The organism is Planomicrobium sp. CPCC 101110 (genome assembly GCF_007859395.1).
Taxonomy (GTDB): Bacteria; Bacillota; Bacilli; order Bacillales_A; family Planococcaceae; genus Planococcus.
Window position 1 is genome coordinate 11,831 of the sequence record NZ_VOHD01000011.1, and the last position, 15,682, is coordinate 27,512.

12 protein-coding genes are annotated in these 15,682 nt (G+C 47.0%); 9 read left to right on the forward strand and 3 right to left on the reverse strand.

Annotated elements, in window-relative coordinates; genetic code table 11:
* Nucleotides 1-96: 96 nt before the first annotated feature.
* The 6 genes from FQV30_RS15920 (at nt 97) to FQV30_RS15945 (ending at nt 9,644) form a co-directional block, all read left to right on the forward strand.
* Nucleotides 97-1,395, forward strand: a complete 1,299-nt coding sequence (locus tag FQV30_RS15920; RefSeq protein ID WP_146501119.1) for an ABC transporter substrate-binding protein — start codon at nt 97-99, stop codon at nt 1,393-1,395.
* A gap of 111 nt (nt 1,396-1,506) precedes the next feature.
* A complete protein-coding gene (locus FQV30_RS15925) occupies nt 1,507-2,448 on the forward strand; it encodes a carbohydrate ABC transporter permease (protein WP_146501120.1) in 942 nt (313 codons plus the stop codon).
* Entirely contained in the window at nt 2,445-3,272 is an 828-nt protein-coding gene (locus FQV30_RS15930) for a carbohydrate ABC transporter permease (RefSeq protein ID WP_146501121.1), read from the forward strand. Before FQV30_RS15925 ends, FQV30_RS15930 begins: the two co-directional genes overlap by 4 nt.
* 344 nt (nt 3,273-3,616) lie before the next feature.
* Entirely contained in the window at nt 3,617-5,827 is a 2,211-nt protein-coding gene (locus FQV30_RS15935; RefSeq protein ID WP_146501122.1) for an alpha-galactosidase, read from the forward strand.
* 31 nt (nt 5,828-5,858) lie between these two features.
* Nucleotides 5,859-7,583: a glycoside hydrolase family 35 protein gene (locus FQV30_RS15940; protein ID WP_255473504.1), complete on the forward strand. Its 1,725-nt coding sequence runs from the start codon at nt 5,859-5,861 to the stop codon at nt 7,581-7,583.
* A 30-nt stretch (nt 7,584-7,613) separates the two neighbouring features.
* On the forward strand, nt 7,614-9,644 hold the full coding sequence (locus tag FQV30_RS15945; protein WP_146501123.1) for a beta-galactosidase: 2,031 nt from the start codon (nt 7,614-7,616) through the stop codon (nt 9,642-9,644).
* A 46-nt stretch (nt 9,645-9,690) separates the two neighbouring features.
* On the opposite strand, the gene FQV30_RS15950 is transcribed toward FQV30_RS15945, so the two are convergent.
* A complete protein-coding gene (locus tag FQV30_RS15950) occupies nt 9,691-10,626 on the reverse strand; it encodes an AAA family ATPase (RefSeq protein WP_146501124.1) in 936 nt (311 codons plus the stop codon).
* 214 nt (nt 10,627-10,840) lie between these two features.
* On the opposite strand from FQV30_RS15950, the gene FQV30_RS15955 reads away from it, so the two are divergent.
* Both FQV30_RS15955 and FQV30_RS15960 read left to right on the forward strand, forming a co-directional pair.
* A complete protein-coding gene (locus FQV30_RS15955; RefSeq protein ID WP_146501125.1) occupies nt 10,841-11,341 on the forward strand; it encodes a VOC family protein in 501 nt (166 codons plus the stop codon).
* A 154-nt stretch (nt 11,342-11,495) separates the two neighbouring features.
* Nucleotides 11,496-12,548 (forward strand): C45 family autoproteolytic acyltransferase/hydrolase, encoded by a 1,053-nt coding sequence (locus tag FQV30_RS15960; protein WP_146501126.1) that lies wholly within the window; start codon nt 11,496-11,498, stop codon nt 12,546-12,548.
* A gap of 60 nt (nt 12,549-12,608) precedes the next feature.
* On the opposite strand, the gene FQV30_RS15965 is transcribed toward FQV30_RS15960, so the two are convergent.
* Entirely contained in the window at nt 12,609-13,655 is a 1,047-nt protein-coding gene (locus tag FQV30_RS15965; protein ID WP_146501127.1) for a C45 family autoproteolytic acyltransferase/hydrolase, read from the reverse strand.
* Nucleotides 13,656-13,807: 152 nt separating this feature from the next.
* Nucleotides 13,808-14,470 (reverse strand): B3/B4 domain-containing protein, encoded by a 663-nt coding sequence (locus FQV30_RS15970; RefSeq protein ID WP_146501128.1) that lies wholly within the window; start codon nt 14,468-14,470, stop codon nt 13,808-13,810.
* A 66-nt stretch (nt 14,471-14,536) separates the two neighbouring features.
* Between FQV30_RS15970 and queG the strand changes: the two genes are divergently transcribed.
* On the forward strand, nt 14,537-15,682 hold the full coding sequence (gene queG, locus FQV30_RS15975; protein ID WP_146501129.1) for a tRNA epoxyqueuosine(34) reductase QueG: 1,146 nt from the start codon (nt 14,537-14,539) through the stop codon (nt 15,680-15,682).

Here is a 15,682-nt window from a genome sequence, read left to right on the forward strand (position 1 = left end):
AGAACCTAAAGATTGTTCTAACAATCTTTTTTTTTTGCCGATATACTTGTATTAAGGCGTTTAGGAAAGCGCTTACAAAAAAGGGGGAGCTTTTAGATGAAGAAATTTTACCTTATGTTAATGATGCTTTTGGGCATCGTTGTATTGGCTGCTTGTTCTTCAGGCGATGAAGCAAGCGGAGGAGAAAGCAATTCTGAAGGTTCAGCGAGCGTTGACAAGATTACAGCATGGGCATGGGACCCGGCATTCAACATTGCTGCGCTTGAGAAAGCTAAAGAGGCTTACAACGGAGACGGTACGTACGAAGTGGAAGTCATTGAAAATGCGCAAGATGATATCATCCAAAAACTGAATACAGGACTTAGCTCTGGTACAACAAAAGGAATGCCGAACATCGTCCTGATTGAAGATTACCGGGCACAAAGCTTCCTGCAAGCTTATCCGGATGCATTTCATCCATTGACTGATGTCATCAATTCGGATGACTTTGCAGAATATAAAATTGCAACAACTAGCTTTGATGGCAAACAGTATGGATTGCCATTTGATTCCGGTGTAGCGGGATTGTATGTACGTACAGATTATCTTGAAGAAGCAGGCTACACAGTAGAAGACGTAACGAATATTACCTGGGACGAATATATAGAAGTAGGTAAAAAAGTGAAAGAAGCAACAGGCAAAAACATGCTGACGTTGGATCCAAACGATTTGGCGCAAGTCCGCATGATGATCCAAACAACCGGTTCATGGTATGTACAAGAAGATGGCTCGACTCCGAACCTTGCAGACAACGAGGCACTTGCTAAAGGGTTTGAAACTTACAAAAAGATGATGGACGAAGACATTGCAAAAATCGTCTCTGACTGGAGCCAGTTTGTCGGGGCATTCAACAGCGGTGATGTTGCGAGCGTACCAACAGGAAACTGGATCACACCAAGCGTCAAGCAAGCTGCAGACCAATCAGGGAAATGGGTAGTTGTCCCAATGCCACGATTGGATATGGACGGAGCAGTGAATGCTTCCAACTTGGGCGGCAGCTCATGGTACGTCTTGAACGTTGATGGCAAAGAAGAAGCTGCAGATTTCTTGCTTAATACATTCGGTTCTAACCCTGACTTGTATCAAACACTTGTAAAAGACATCGGCGCTATCGGGACATACTCCGCAGCAGCTGAAGGAGATGCGTTTGCAGTCGAAGATGAATTCTTCGGAGGACAGCAAATCATTTCAGACTTCTCTCAATGGACAGATGAAATTCCAGGCGTGAACTATGGTCTTCACACATATGCCATTGAGGACATCCTGGTAACTGGAATGCAAGATTATTTGAATGGGGCAGATTTGAACCAAGTGCTTGAAAATGCCCAGTCACAAGCTGAAGCACAACTCAAATAATGGATTGTAAATAAATAAAGCCTTGGGTTGCAGCCGAATAACTGGTCAAAGTGCTTTATCGCTTGCCAGTGAGGCCCGACTCAAGGTTTTTTTATAGGAGGAATGAGTAAGATGAGCCAGCAATTAACGAAAAAGAACGAGCTGGGTATCCCGTTGCGCCACAAAGAAACCAAACGCCAAAAAACCAATTTGTATTTCCGGAAAAAAATTGGCTGGCTGTTTATCATCATTTCAATCATCGCAATCACGATCTTCAACTTTTACCCGATGGTTCAAGCCTTTCTCTTGTCCTTTCAATCGGGGATGGGCGCGAATCTGGAGTATGTAGGCTTGGCCAACTGGAAGCGATTGTTTGGCGATCCGACCTTTATCGCAGCGCTAACCAATACATCAATCTTTCTGCTCATTCAAGTTCCATTGATGATTGTATTGGCGTTATTTTTTTCCGTATTGTTGAATGATCCGACATTGAAATTCAAAAGCTTTTTCAGAATCGCGATTTTCTTGCCCTGTGTCACTTCACTGGTTGCCTACTCGGTCATCTTCAAATACTTGTTCGGAGTTGATGGAATCATCAATCAGTTTTTAGTCAAATTCGGTTTCGCTTCTCAAGCGATCAATTTTTTGGCCGATCCATTTTGGGCGAAAGTTGTCATCATCGTTGCCATCACTTGGAGATGGACAGGCTACAACATGATTTTTTATCTGTCCGCTTTGCAGAACGTCGACAAGTCGATTTACGAAGCGGCACGTATTGACGGTGCAAGTTCCATCCAGCAATTTTTCCAAATTACTGTTCCATTGCTGAAACCGATTATTTTATTTACCTCAATCACATCAACAATCGGTACATTGCAGATCTTTGATGAAGTGGTCAATATCACCAACGGCGGACCCGGAAATTCAACAATCTCCATTTCACAGTATATCTATAACCTTTCCTTCGAATACACGCCTGACTTCGGTTATGCGTCAACTGTATCCTACGTCATCGTGATCTTAGTAGTGATTCTTTCTATTATTCAATTCAGAGTGGCGGGTGAGAGAAAATGAAAACCTTTAAAAGAGTCTTTATCTATACGTTTTTGAGTGTCGCTGCCATCGTTTCCATCTTTCCATTCCTGTGGATGATCGTCAGTGTCACCAACAAATCGGTTGATGTAACGCAAGGGCGTTTGCTGCCAGGAACCCATTTGGTTGCGAACCTGCAAAAGTTGTTTGAAACGGTGGATATTGTACCAGCTTTGATCAACTCAACAATCATCGCGGTTATCTCAACCGTTTTGACCCTTTTGCTGGCTTCACTTGCCGGGTACGGTTTTGAAATGTTCCGAAGCAGAGGAAAAGACATCGTTTTCACCATCCTGCTGTTGTCGATGATGATCCCATTTGCGGCGATCATGGTGCCGTTATACCGTATGTTCGGCAGTGTCACCAATACAATGCCGTTATTTGGGATTGATTCACTGGGAGCCGTCATTTTGCCGACAGCCACAACTGCGTTTTTCATCTTTTTCTTCCGCCAGAACACGAAGATGTTTCCGAAGGATTTGGTGGAAGCGGGAAGAATTGATGGCTTGAGTGAGCTTGGCGTATTTTTCCGGATTTACGTGCCAACGATGAAAACCACTTATGCAGCTGCGGCAATCATCACGTTCATGAACAGCTGGAACAATTACTTATGGCCACTGGTCATTTTGCAGTCGCCAGAAAAGCGGACCATTCCATTGCTGATTTCAAATCTTGGCTCGAGTTATTCACCGGATTATGGCGTCATCATGTCAGCGATCGTCATCGCGACATTGCCGACAGCACTTGTGTTCTTCTTGATGCAGAAGCACTTTGTAGCTGGAATGATGGGGTCGGTTAAGGGTTAATAAAGCAAAAAACTCCATTTAAAATTATTTCTTGCTCATCCACACCGCTTCGGGCGCTTTGGCCATGGCTCTCGCAATATGCCGGGAAAACATCCGCCTTATTGCTTCGCCGGGCACTTGGCCGCACCGGCTAAGATATTGCTAAGCATAAAAACAGAAATATGGAGCAAAACAGCGAAGAAAACCATGTGCTCCTGCAGGATAGCGAGTCAGCCGAGACCCCGGAGTCGCGAAGCGGCGAGGAGACTTGGCGCGAGCCCGTGGAAAGCACAGCTGTGTTTCGGAATATCATCATACGAGAATTTTGATTTCAAGATAGATATTGTTAAAGCAGGAGGGTAATTGTGCCGATTTTATACAACGACTCCACTCGGGAGTTTCACTTGCAAACCCCAAAAACAAGTTATATTTTTAGCATTCTAGAAAACGATCAGCTTGGCCATCTTTACTATGGAAAGAAATTGCGGCATCGGCAGTCGTTCGACCGGCTATTTCATGTCGGGGAGAGCCCGAATACAGCCTGCGTCAATGAAGGGGATCTTGTTTTTTCTCTGGATCTGATCAAGCAGGAATACCCAGCTTATGGAACAACAGATTTCCGGGAACCCGCTTATCAAATCCTGCAAGAAAGCGGCAGCCGCGTCACCCATTTTGTATATCGAGACCATCAGATATACCAGGGGAAAAAGAAGTTGAAAGGCTTGCCTGCCACCTACGCAGAAAACGAGGATGAAGCGACGACGCTGGAAATTTCGCTGGCAGACGAAAAAACCGGCGTGGAGATTCGGCTGTTGTACACGGTTTTTGAAGAGTTGAATGCGATTGCAAGATCTGCGGAATTCATCAACCATGGCCAATCGGAAGTGAATTTGGCAAGAGCCCTAAGTGCCAGCATCGATTTGCCGGGTTCTGATTTTGAAATGGTGCAGCTTTCGGGGTCGTGGGCAAGGGAGCGGCATGTGAAAGAACGCAAACTGGTTCCAGGTATCCAGAGCATTGCAAGCACAAGAGGAACGAGCAGTGCACAGCAAAATCCGTTTCTTGCATTAAAGCGGCCGAACACGACCGAACACCAAGGGGAAGTATACGGATTCAGTCTGGTATACAGCGGGAATTTTTTAGCCCAAGTTGAAGTCGACCATTATGATGTAACCCGTTTGATGATCGGCATCAATCCGTTTGATTTTAATTGGCTGCTGAAAAGCAAGGAAAGCTTCCAGACACCTGAAGTGGTCATGGTCTATTCGGAAGAAGGCCTTAATGGCATGAGCCAGACTTATCATCGACTGTACCGGACACGGCTGGCGCGCGGGAAATGGCGTGACCGGGAACGGCCGGTATTGATCAACAACTGGGAAGCAACTTACTTTAATTTCAATGACAAGAAAATACTGGAACTTGCAAAAGCGTCCAAGGAATTGGGTGTGGAGCTGTTCGTCCTGGACGACGGCTGGTTCGGAAAACGCGACGATGACACGACGTCCTTAGGGGACTGGTCGGTGGATAGGCGCAAATTGCCGAATGGCATAACCCGATTGGCTAAAGATATTAACGAGCTGGGATTGGAATTCGGCTTATGGTTTGAGCCGGAGATGGTCTCGAAAGCAAGCGAGCTGTATAAAGCGCATCCGGAATGGGTCATCCATGTTCCCGATCGAAGCATGTCGCACGGCAGAAATCAATTCGTCCTCGATTTTTCAAGGCAAGAAGTGGTGGACTTTATCCATGGCTTGATGGCTGATGTTTTACGGGATGCACCGATTTCATATGTGAAGTGGGATATGAACCGCTATATGACGGAAATTGGATCCTTGGACTTGCCGGCAAACCGGCAGCGGGAAGTGGCGCATCGTTATATTCTCGGAGTCTATTCCTTGTATGAGCGCTTAACGAACGAGTTTCCGGATGTCTTGTTCGAGTCGTGTGCGGGAGGCGGCAGCCGCTTCGATCCGGGCTTGCTGCATTATGCGCCGCAAGGTTGGACAAGCGACGATACCGATGCGGTTGAACGTTTGAAAATACAATATGGCACTTCGATGGTCTATCCAACCTCTTCCATGGGGGCGCACGTATCGGCAGTGCCGAACCATCAAGTCGGCCGGGTGACGAGCCTGGAAACAAGAGCCAATGTCGCTTACTTTGGCGCTTTCGGCTATGAGCTTGATGTGACAATGATGACTGAAGAAGAAAAAGAAGAAGTGAAACAGCAGATTAGATTCTATAAAGCCAATCGTACGCTGATTCAGCAAGGGCAGTTTTACCGAATCGAAAGCCCGTTTGCAGAAGAGGGCAATATTACCAGCTGGATGGTTGTCTCTGAGGACCAAGCCGAAGCGATACTTGGCTATTATCAAGTGTTATCTCGGCCGAATCCCGGATTTACACGCATCTTTTTTCAAGGGCTGAACCCGGAATTCGAATACGCAATCGAAGGACTGGAAGGCACGTTTTATGGGGATGAGCTGATGAACGCCGGCTTGCAGTTGAACCGCTACCGCGTAAATGGGCATCCAGCCGATTTCTCATCAATCATCTACAAGTTGGAGCAGGTGTAAGTGGAAAGTTTAACGGCTAGGAGGAATAAGAGTGCTGACTGTTAATAACGGATTGTTTTATTTGGAAGATAAGCCTTTTCAAATCTTATCAGGCGGGATGCATTATTTCCGCACTGTGCCAGAGCATTGGGAAGACCGGCTGTTGAAACTGAAGGCATTAGGGCTTAATACGGTGGAAACGTATATTCCATGGAATTTCCATGAGCCCCAAAAAGGCGAGTTCAATTTTTCTGGAATGGCGGATATCGAAGGATTCATTGACCTGGCCCATCAATTGGGGCTTTACGTGATTTTGAGGCCATCGCCGTATATCTGCGCGGAATGGGAAATGGGCGGGTTGCCTTCTTGGTTGTTGAAGGATAAGGACATGGTAATAAGAAGCAGCCATCCGAGTTTTTTGAAGCATGTGGAAGATTACTTTACCGAGCTGCTGCCGAAATTCACGCGCCATCTTTACCAACACGGCGGGCCGGTGATCGCCATGCAAATTGAAAATGAATACGGTGCGTACGGCAATGATTTGGGATACTTGGATTTTTATAAAGAACAATACGGAAAACATGGCTTGAATACATTTTTGTTCACATCTGACGGCCCGAATTTCATCAAACAGGGATCGCTTCCGGATGTTGCAACTACGCTGAATTTCGGCTCGCGGGTTGATGAAGCTTTTGAAGCGCTTGAAGAGCTGAAACCGGAATCGCCGAAGATGGTGGCAGAATTTTGGATCGGCTGGTTTGATTACTGGACCGGTGAACATACGATCCGGAGTGCGGAAGATGCAGCGGCTGTTTTCAAAGAAATGATGGAGAAGAACATATCCGTCAACTTTTATATGTTCCACGGCGGAACCAACTTCGGTTTCATGAATGGCGCCAATCATTATGACATCTACTATCCGACGATCACCAGCTATGATTACGACAGTTTGCTGACGGAAAGTGGTGCAATTACGGAGAAATACATGGCAGTCAAGAAGGTCTTAAGCGAGCACATCGAAGTGCCAGCGGATTTTCAAGAAGTTCCGTCGGCTAAAGAGTATGGAAAAGTTACCGTTTCGGAGTCTGTCAGTTTGTTTGATGTGCTTGAAGGAATTAGCGGAAAAATCGAGCATATTGCGCCGCTGCCCATGGAAGAGATCGACCAGGCTTTCGGCTATACGCTTTACCGGACGACAGTCAACCGCCAAGGGGAATTGACATTCAACTCAGACGCAATCCGTGACAGGGGATATATCTACGTCAATGGGCGCTACGCAGCCACTGCCTATATAAACGACAAAGAAAAAGCAGTGACTTTAGATTTTCCGGAAAAAGTGAACACGCTCGAAATCTTAGTGGAAAATATGGGCCGGGCCAATTACGGGGAGCATTTGACGGATCCGAAAGGTTTGATAAAAAACATTTGGCTTGGGGAACAGTATTTCTTCCATTGGGAAATGTTCAAGGTGGAGCTGGACCGCCTGCCTGAGAACTATCAGTTGAGCCGACAAGAGCGCTTCCCGAAATTTTTCCGCGGCTCTTTTGATGCGGAAGAACAGCTTGATACATATGTTGATACAGAAGGCTTTACAAAAGGCAATGTCTTCATCAACGGCTTCAATCTGGGCAGGTACTGGAACAGTGCCGGACCGCAGCAGCGGCTGTATCTTCCAGGACCGTTATTGAAAAAGGAAAAGAACGAAATTGTTGTATTGGAACTTGAAAACACGACGACTGAGCAAATCCAATTGCTAAGCCAGCCAAAGCTTGGTTGACTTGGCATGAAATAGAGAGGATGGAATTTGATGATTAATGATAAACTACCTAAAATATGGCACGGCGGGGACTATAACCCGGAACAATGGAATTCCACAGAAATATGGGATGAAGATGTACGGATGTTCAAACTTGCGGGAATTGATGTTGCTACATTGAATGTCTTTTCTTGGGCGTTGAACCAGCCAGACGAAGAAACATACAATTTTGAATGGCTGGATGATAAAATCAACCGGCTTTATGAAAACGGCATTTACACATGCTTGGCGACTAGTACTGCAGCCCATCCCGCATGGATGGCAAAAAAATACCCGGATGTTTTGCGGGTGGATTTCTATGGCAGAAAAAGAAAGTTCGGCAGCCGGCACAATTCCTGCCCGAACAGCCCGACATACCGGGAGTACTCAGAGAAAATCGCTGGAAAATTAGCCGAGCGCTACAAAGACCATCCGGCAGTACTGATTTGGCACGTATCCAATGAATACGGCGGCTACTGCTATTGCGACAACTGCCAAGATGCATTCCGCGGCTGGCTGAGCGAAAAGTACGGGTCTTTGGAAAAACTCAATAAAGCATGGAATACAGGGTTCTGGGGCCACACGTTCTATGAATGGGATGAGATTGTCGCGCCGAATATTCTAACAGAAGAACGCGAAAACAATGAATCTGATTTCCAAGGAATTTCACTCGATTACCGCCGTTTCCAGTCGGACAGTTTATTGGATTGCTACAAGCTGGAATATAATGCAATCCGTAAACACGTTCCAAATACACCGATCACCACAAACTTGATGGGCACTTACCCGATGCTGGACTATTTCAAGTGGGCGAAGGAAATGGACGTTGTATCATGGGACAACTATCCGGCGATCGATACGCCATTCAGCTACACAGCGATGACTCACGACTTGATGAGGGGACTGAAGAGCGGCCAGCCGTTCATGCTGATGGAACAAACACCGAGCCAGCAGAACTGGCAGCCTTATAATTCCTTGAAACGCCCGGGGGTCATGCGCTTATGGAGCTATCAGGCAATCGGCCGCGGAGCGGATACGATTCTTTACTTCCAGCTGCGCCGCTCAGTTGGCGCTTGTGAGAAATATCACGGAGCCGTCATTGAACATGTGGGACATGAAAATACACGCGTGTTTAAAGAAGTCGCCCAAATTGGGAAAGAGTTCAACCAATTAGGGGATACGCTGCTCGATGCACGCGTCAACGCAAAAGTGGCCATCGTCTTTGACTGGGAAAACCGCTGGGCTGTGGAACTTTCAAGCGGCCCGTCCGTCTCGCTCGATTATGTTAACGAAGTCCATAAATATTACGACGCGTTATACAAGCTGAACGTCCAAGTGGATATGATCGGTGTAGAAGAAGACTTGAGCCAATATGACGTAGTGATTGCACCTGTCCTGTATATGGTAAAAGAAGGCTATGCAGCGAAAGTGGAACAGTTTGTCCAGAACGGTGGAACATTCCTGACGACCTTCTTCAGCGGAATCGTAAACGAAACGGACATCGTTACACTTGGCGGCTATCCAGGGGAACTGCGCAATGTTCTTGGAATTTGGGCGGAAGAGATTGATGCATTGCATCCGGATGAAACCAATCAAATTGTCGTGAAGGATTCCCGCGGCAGTTTGAACGGCAGCTATTCATGCAACTTGTTGTTTGACTTGATCCATACGGAAGGGGCAGAAGCGGTCGCGGAATATGGCTCCGACTTCTACAAGGGAATGCCTGTTGTCACGGTCAATCAATTCGGAAAAGGAAAAGCATGGTACGTGGCTTCAAGCCCGGACCAGGAATTCCTAGTCGACTTCCTGCAAACTGTCTGTGAAGAAGCTGGTGTCCAGCCGCTTATGGAAGTGCCGGAAGGCGTAGAGACAACCGAACGGATCAAGGACGGACGATCCTATTTGTTTGTTTTGAATCATAACAAAGAAGAAGTGTCGATCGATTTGAAAGACAGTGAGTATCAGGAAGTGCTGTCTGACAGACAAGTGAGCGGTACGATTGAATTGGGAGGAAAAGGCGTGCTGATCCTGGCAAAGGGATAAAACACATATAAAAGACTGCCGATATCGGCAGTCTTTTCCTGTTGCCCTATGAAGGCAGATGATCCAATAAAAGCTGCAGCCTTTCATAATTCGGCAGTCCCATCCTGCGCTTCAGTTTGCCGCGTTTGATGGACGGAGCTTCTGCATGTTCTTCAATCAGCGAAATCACGTCAAAGATGAACGGCTGGGAAAAGCCGAGAGCTGACAAGATCGGATAGGCAAGATAACTGCTGACGTGTTCATAGCCGTAAAAGTTGTCTTCTTCAAGCGGCCGGTTTTTGCGGACATACGGTTTGCCGATATTATGGAGCAGGGCTGTCCAGGTGAGCACTTCCCGCTCTATAGGGTCTTGGACTGCTTTTTGCATAGAAAGGCGCATTTCATATGACTGCTGGACGAACGCTTCAAATTCAAGAACCGGCTTTGTCTCTGTAAAGGAATCGTAAAAACTATAGAGGTCTTCAAAAGAAATTTCAGGTTTGCCGGCCAATTGCCTCAAGGAATGTACAGGGAGCAAAGGGATGGCAGGTTCAAACAAAACGGCAATCCGGTCGAAATTTTCATCCCTTTTAGGAAATTGGAAGCCTCTAATATAGCGGTCCATCACATGATCCGGCACCCGATCCCGGCCGCTCCGCTTATGGTTTCGTTCTTTCAAGGCTGTATAAGGGGCAAGAAAGACAACCGCCTGAGTTTCAGCATGATGCGATTGGATGCGGTTTAAAAAGCTTTTTCTCTTTTGGGACGCTAAGTTCGTGGCGTCATACAGAACATTGTTCCCTGCTTCCAGTGCCTGTACGGTTTGCCGATACATCTCCGAAAAGACGGATTGATGATCGGCCGAATGGCTGGCAGCAAAGTTGTTTTCAGCAATCCGGTCAGAAGACAAGTGGATCCAATTGCGGTCAGAAGCCGCAATATTAGCGGCATACGTGGATTTCCCGCTGCCAGGGAGGCCGACCAACATCAAAAAACGTGCCATGCCATTCTCCTCTTTTCAGTCCGTTTATTGAATAAAGCCAATCGATTTATATATACCCGGAAGTGAGAAAAATGTCATATTGAGTATATTTTTATCGCAGCTAAATGTTGTATTATGGAAGCAAAGAGAAGGGATGCTGTACATAGCCACGCTTTATGAATGGTAGGCTGTTGCTTTGATGCTAATATTTATGGCGGAAAAGGGAGGATGCAGTATGGAAAGCAAGATCCAAAAGATTACCCCGAATTTCTGGTTTAATATGAACGCGGAAGAGGCAGTTGCCTTTTATACATCAATCTTCAAAGATTCCAAGATTGGGAAGATTGCCCGTTATGTAAATGCAGGCCAAGAAATTCATGGGATAGTAGCCGGAACGGTAATGACTATCGAATTTCAGCTGGAGGGACAGAATTTTCTTGCTTTGAACGGCGGCCCTGAGTTTCAATTCACGGAAGCTCTTTCTTTGATCATCAATTGTGATTCTCAAGAAGAAGTGGATTATTACTGGGACAAGTTGGCGGCTGGAGGGGATGAACAAGCGCAGGTCTGCGGCTGGTTGAAAGACAAATTTGGCGTGTCTTGGCAAGTGGTTCCGACGGCTTTGAATGATATGATCACCGATTCGGACACAGAAAAAGTGGAACGGGTGACAACGGCGCTTCTTCAAATGAAAAAACTCGATCTTCATGTGCTGCAGCAAGCTTACAAAGGGTAAGGTTTTATTAAGCGGCTGAATTATAAAGCAGTGGCTAGTTTGCCGTCTCCGGATTGTTTAGGGCGGCTTTTTTGTTGTTGAGCTTTGAAATCTTTTTGCAACCCGTGTAAGCTGTTAGGTGGAAAACCAGTTTATTCCGGCAAAGGAGATTGAGATGAAAAAAATACATACCGACATCATCCAATTTAGAGGAGACCATTTTCAATTCGGCTTCATGCAAGGGAAACTATTGAAGGATTCGATGATTTTAGAAAACCGGACAAAAGAATGGGGCATCAAAAGGGCCCGTTTTTTGATTGATGTAGAGGAAGCGGAAGCGATGTTCGGAAAGTTTGCGCCAGCCATCTGGGATGAATTTCTCGGATTGCAGGCGGCGCTTGGAATACCTATGCAAGAGGTGCTGCGCGATTTTGGCGGCTACCGGATCGATGCTTTGCCAAGCGGTTGTTCTATTGCGACAGGAGAAGACTTTTTAGTGCGCAATTACGACTTCCATCCGCAGACTTATGAAGGCCGGTATATGGTGTATCAGCCTACTGATGGGGGCTATGCGGTCATTGGGCCGTCATCCCGGATTATGGGGCGCATGGACGGAATGAATGAAAAAGGATTAACGCTCGGCTATAACTTTATCCACCGGAAAAAACCAGGCGATGGATTTGTCTGCTATATGATCAGCCGGATCATTCTGGAAACGTGCGCAACAGTTGAGGAAGCGGTTGAAGTGCTGACAAGGATACCGCACCGGGGCTCATTCAGTTATGTGGTATTCGATGCAAGCGGGGAAACGTTCATCGTAGAAGCAAGTCCGCGTTCGGTCGACGTGCGCAAATCCAGCGCCTGCACGAACCACTTTGAAATTCATCAGCAGGAGAACCGCAATTACTTGAAAGATTCCTATGCGCGCTTAACTGCGATCGAGGAGCAAAAAGGCCGAAACGACAGCGCTTATAAAACTTTCAGGCTGTTTAACGATACGAACAAAGGCGTGTTTTCGAAACTTTACAAAAGTTGGGCTGGAACGATTCACACCTCGGCTTATTTTCCAAAAGAGAAAAAAGCGTGGTTCGCGCTCGGCGGCGACCAAGAACCGATGGAGTTTGACTTCAAAGGCTGGCTTGACGGAAAACCGATTGCAAAGCAGCAGATTGCTGGAGAAATTGATACTGAAATCGGCTTTGCCCATATTGATAAAATCCGGCTTTGAAAGCGGAATTCTACCATATAAAAAAGCGCTCTTTTCAATGGAGAAAAGAGCGCTTTTGCTTTAGATTTCTGCCATATTGACAAATTGGGCGTCGATATCGAGGTTTCCGTTGATGCGTTTCACATACAGCTTATCACCCTTGAGCCACTTTTTAAAATCCAGCATGAGCGGCAAGCGGTTTGGCCCCAAGGCAAAGCCGACTTCGAGCGTTTCCGGGAAATAAGCGGCAGTGTGGAGCGTCCCGGATGCGGTGGCGTACTTTTTGGAGAAGACGCCTTTGTCCGAGTCGTTGAGCAGCTGGAATGCGCTGAAGGCATCCGTTAGATTTTGCTGGTGATTTTGTATCGTTTGTTCACGGCGCCGGGAATCTTCGATCTGGTAACGGTTTTCTTCGGTCAGCAGCTCAAAGTGGTTTGTGGATATAGAGGCGTCGCGGACACGGACATCCCGCGGCGATGCCTCGACCACTTTTGTTTCTCCCGACTGATCCAAGAGCACATAACTGAACGACCGGCGATGCGGAATCTCTTTCAGCAGCGCGATGGCATCTTCGATTGTAGCGCAGTTTTCCAAAATGAGCCGCCCGATCATATTGCAGATGAACCCGTCCCCGGAATTGCGCCGGTTGATGAAATTATAGCCCATGGCAAGGCCTTTTTCGTTGATGCCGTCGGTGCGGCCAGTGATTTGCATGGTAGGCCCGATTGTTGCGTATCCGCCGTCAGTCGGCTGGTACAATGCGAACCGGCCTTCATAGCCATCTGGCGTACTGTCATAGTTGCGGACCATAAAATCAGGCGCGGTAAAAATAGAACAGCCGCTCCGGACATATTCCAAATAATAGCCCCCGAAATCCTTGATGGCATCATACATTGGCCACTCCAGGGCATCTGCCAATCCGCATATTTCTTCCCATATGGCTGGCGAAAGATCCAATAGCAACTTTTTCGCCTCTTGTTCGTTTATTGTAAAATTGCGGTTTGCGGGGCCCCACTGTTTTTTTCGGTTCGGCAAGATAAAGGAGCTTCTCAACATCTGCCCTTGTTCAAAACCGAAATCGTAATGGTTGCCGCGAAACTGAATGACGTCACTATGCACTCGTCCCACTAGCCATCCCTCTTTTTTTCTCGAATTACCTTGAGTCTACTGCAACTTATTGGAAATGAAAAAGAATATGCTTACTGTTGAAATGGTATACAAAAGATGCGGCTGAAAACAGAAAACCACTGCTTTGGTTTTCCAAAGCAGTGGTTTTCTGGCTACCAGACAGCAACTTCAGCGCTGCCTCCATTGATGCCTGTGAACATATTGGAAGCGGCGGTAAGCATTTGGATTGCATTATCCCGGTCCATGGAAGGGCGCAGATAAAATATATGTAAGGCGTTCACCGTTTGTTCAGTGACCATCGTCCGTCTGGAATCGACGTAAGGACTGCCGAAAGCGCCTTGATCGTCTTTTGAGACGAGAATATTGGTCAATGTATTGATGCGGTTGTTTATGCCTTCATACTGGTCCTGCTCAGTGCCGATGGAGATTTTTACAGTGCCGGAGATTTTATCCGCATCGTATAAACCGAGCGGAATCTCATATTGCAGGGACAGGAAGCTGTTCATGTCCACTCCCGAATGGATCGGTGTCAGGTAATTCTGTTTGCGGATTCTGCGGAACAAAGCTTCTGCAGAAGGGCGGTAGCGACTTGGATCTGCGCCTAACGCTTTCCATACCAGCTGCCATTCAAGAAGTCCCGGGAAATCGGTGAATTCTTTTTCTTCCAGATCAAAATACAATTGTTCCTGAAAAAGCTGAAGGCGGCCTTTTAACATTTGAGGTGACTCGGAAACGGTGATATTGTTATAATGAATCGTTCCTATTTTAAAATCAGGAAGAATTTCGAGAATTTTAGGATTGATTGAGATGTCCATGCGCAATCTTCCTTCCAAGTGGGTTTTAATCATCGTATCATAAAATAGAGTGAGGGGTTACCAACAATGAATCTCGAAGGGTTTCAACAAGAGCTTGTTGCATATGCCTCTGAAATCGGGATTGATAAAATCGGTTTTGCATCGGCAGAGCCTTTTTATAATTTGCGGCACCGGCTGATCCGCCAGCAGCAATTGAAGTACCAGTCCGGATTTGAAGAACCGGATATCGAAAAGCGGACGCGCCCGGATCTTTTACTGGATGAAGCGGTGAGCATCATCGCCATTGCGATTGCCTATCCGTCAAAAATGAAAGACGCACCGCAAGGCGTAAAGGGCGCGCGGCGCGGCATCTTTTCCCGCTCGTCTTGGGGGAAAGATTACCACGCGGCGTTAAAGGAACGCCTGACGCTGCTGGAAGCCTTTATCGCTGCCCATTATCCTGATGCGCGCATGCGGTCAATGGTGGACACGGGCGAACTGTCCGACCGTGCAGTGGCGGAACGCGCAGGCATCGGCTGGAGCGCGAAAAACACCAATATCATTACGCCGGAATTCGGTTCATATGTATACCTCGGGGAAATGATCACAAACATCCCGTTCCGGTTTGATGAACCGATGGAAGACCAATGCGGCGATTGCCGGCTGTGCATCGATTCGTGCCCGACAGGCGCGATTGTCGAAGGGGGCCAACTGAACGCCCAGCGCTGCATTTCATTTTTGACGCAGACCAAAGGCTTTTTGCCGGATGAATTCCGTACGGTCATCGGCAACCGGCTATATGGATGTGATACATGCCAGACAGTGTGCCCGAAAAACAAACGGAAGGCAAATCTTATCCATGCGGAATTTGAACCGGATCCGGAAATCGCCAAGCCGCTTCTTGAACCGCTGTTAACGATTTCGAACAAGGAATTCAAAGCGAAGTTCGGCTATGTATCGGGTTCATGGCGCGGCAAAAAGCCGATTCAGCGCAATGCCATCTTGGCGCTTGCGCATTTCAAGGAAGAGAGCGCTGTACCGGCATTGATCGGGTTGATGACAAGGGATGACCGGCCGGTAATCCGCGGAACAGCAGCGTGGGCAATCGGGAAAATCGGAACAGCTGAAGGGCTTGCCGCTTTGAAACAAGCAGAGCAGAAAGAGCAGGACGAAGAAGTGCTCGAAGAAATTCAAAAAGGATTGGCATTTTTTGCTGAAGAATTGAAAGGATAA

Excerpts from the sequence above, each read along its gene's own strand:
- FQV30_RS15920 (WP_146501119.1), top strand. The coding sequence starts at position 97 with ATGAAGAAATTTTACCTTATGTTAATGATGCTTTTGGGCATCGTTGTA.
- FQV30_RS15960 (WP_146501126.1), top strand. The coding sequence starts at position 11,496 with ATGAAAAAAATACATACCGACATCATCCAATTTAGAGGAGACCATTTT.
- FQV30_RS15950 (WP_146501124.1), bottom strand. The coding sequence starts at position 10,626 with ATGGCACGTTTTTTGATGTTGGTCGGCCTCCCTGGCAGCGGGAAATCC.
- FQV30_RS15930 (WP_146501121.1), top strand. The coding sequence starts at position 2,445 with ATGAAAACCTTTAAAAGAGTCTTTATCTATACGTTTTTGAGTGTCGCT.
- FQV30_RS15955 (WP_146501125.1), top strand. The coding sequence starts at position 10,841 with ATGGAAAGCAAGATCCAAAAGATTACCCCGAATTTCTGGTTTAATATG.
- FQV30_RS15970 (WP_146501128.1), bottom strand. The coding sequence starts at position 14,470 with ATGGACATCTCAATCAATCCTAAAATTCTCGAAATTCTTCCTGATTTT.
- FQV30_RS15945 (WP_146501123.1), top strand. The coding sequence starts at position 7,614 with ATGATTAATGATAAACTACCTAAAATATGGCACGGCGGGGACTATAAC.
- queG (WP_146501129.1), top strand. The coding sequence starts at position 14,537 with ATGAATCTCGAAGGGTTTCAACAAGAGCTTGTTGCATATGCCTCTGAA.
- FQV30_RS15925 (WP_146501120.1), top strand. The coding sequence starts at position 1,507 with ATGAGCCAGCAATTAACGAAAAAGAACGAGCTGGGTATCCCGTTGCGC.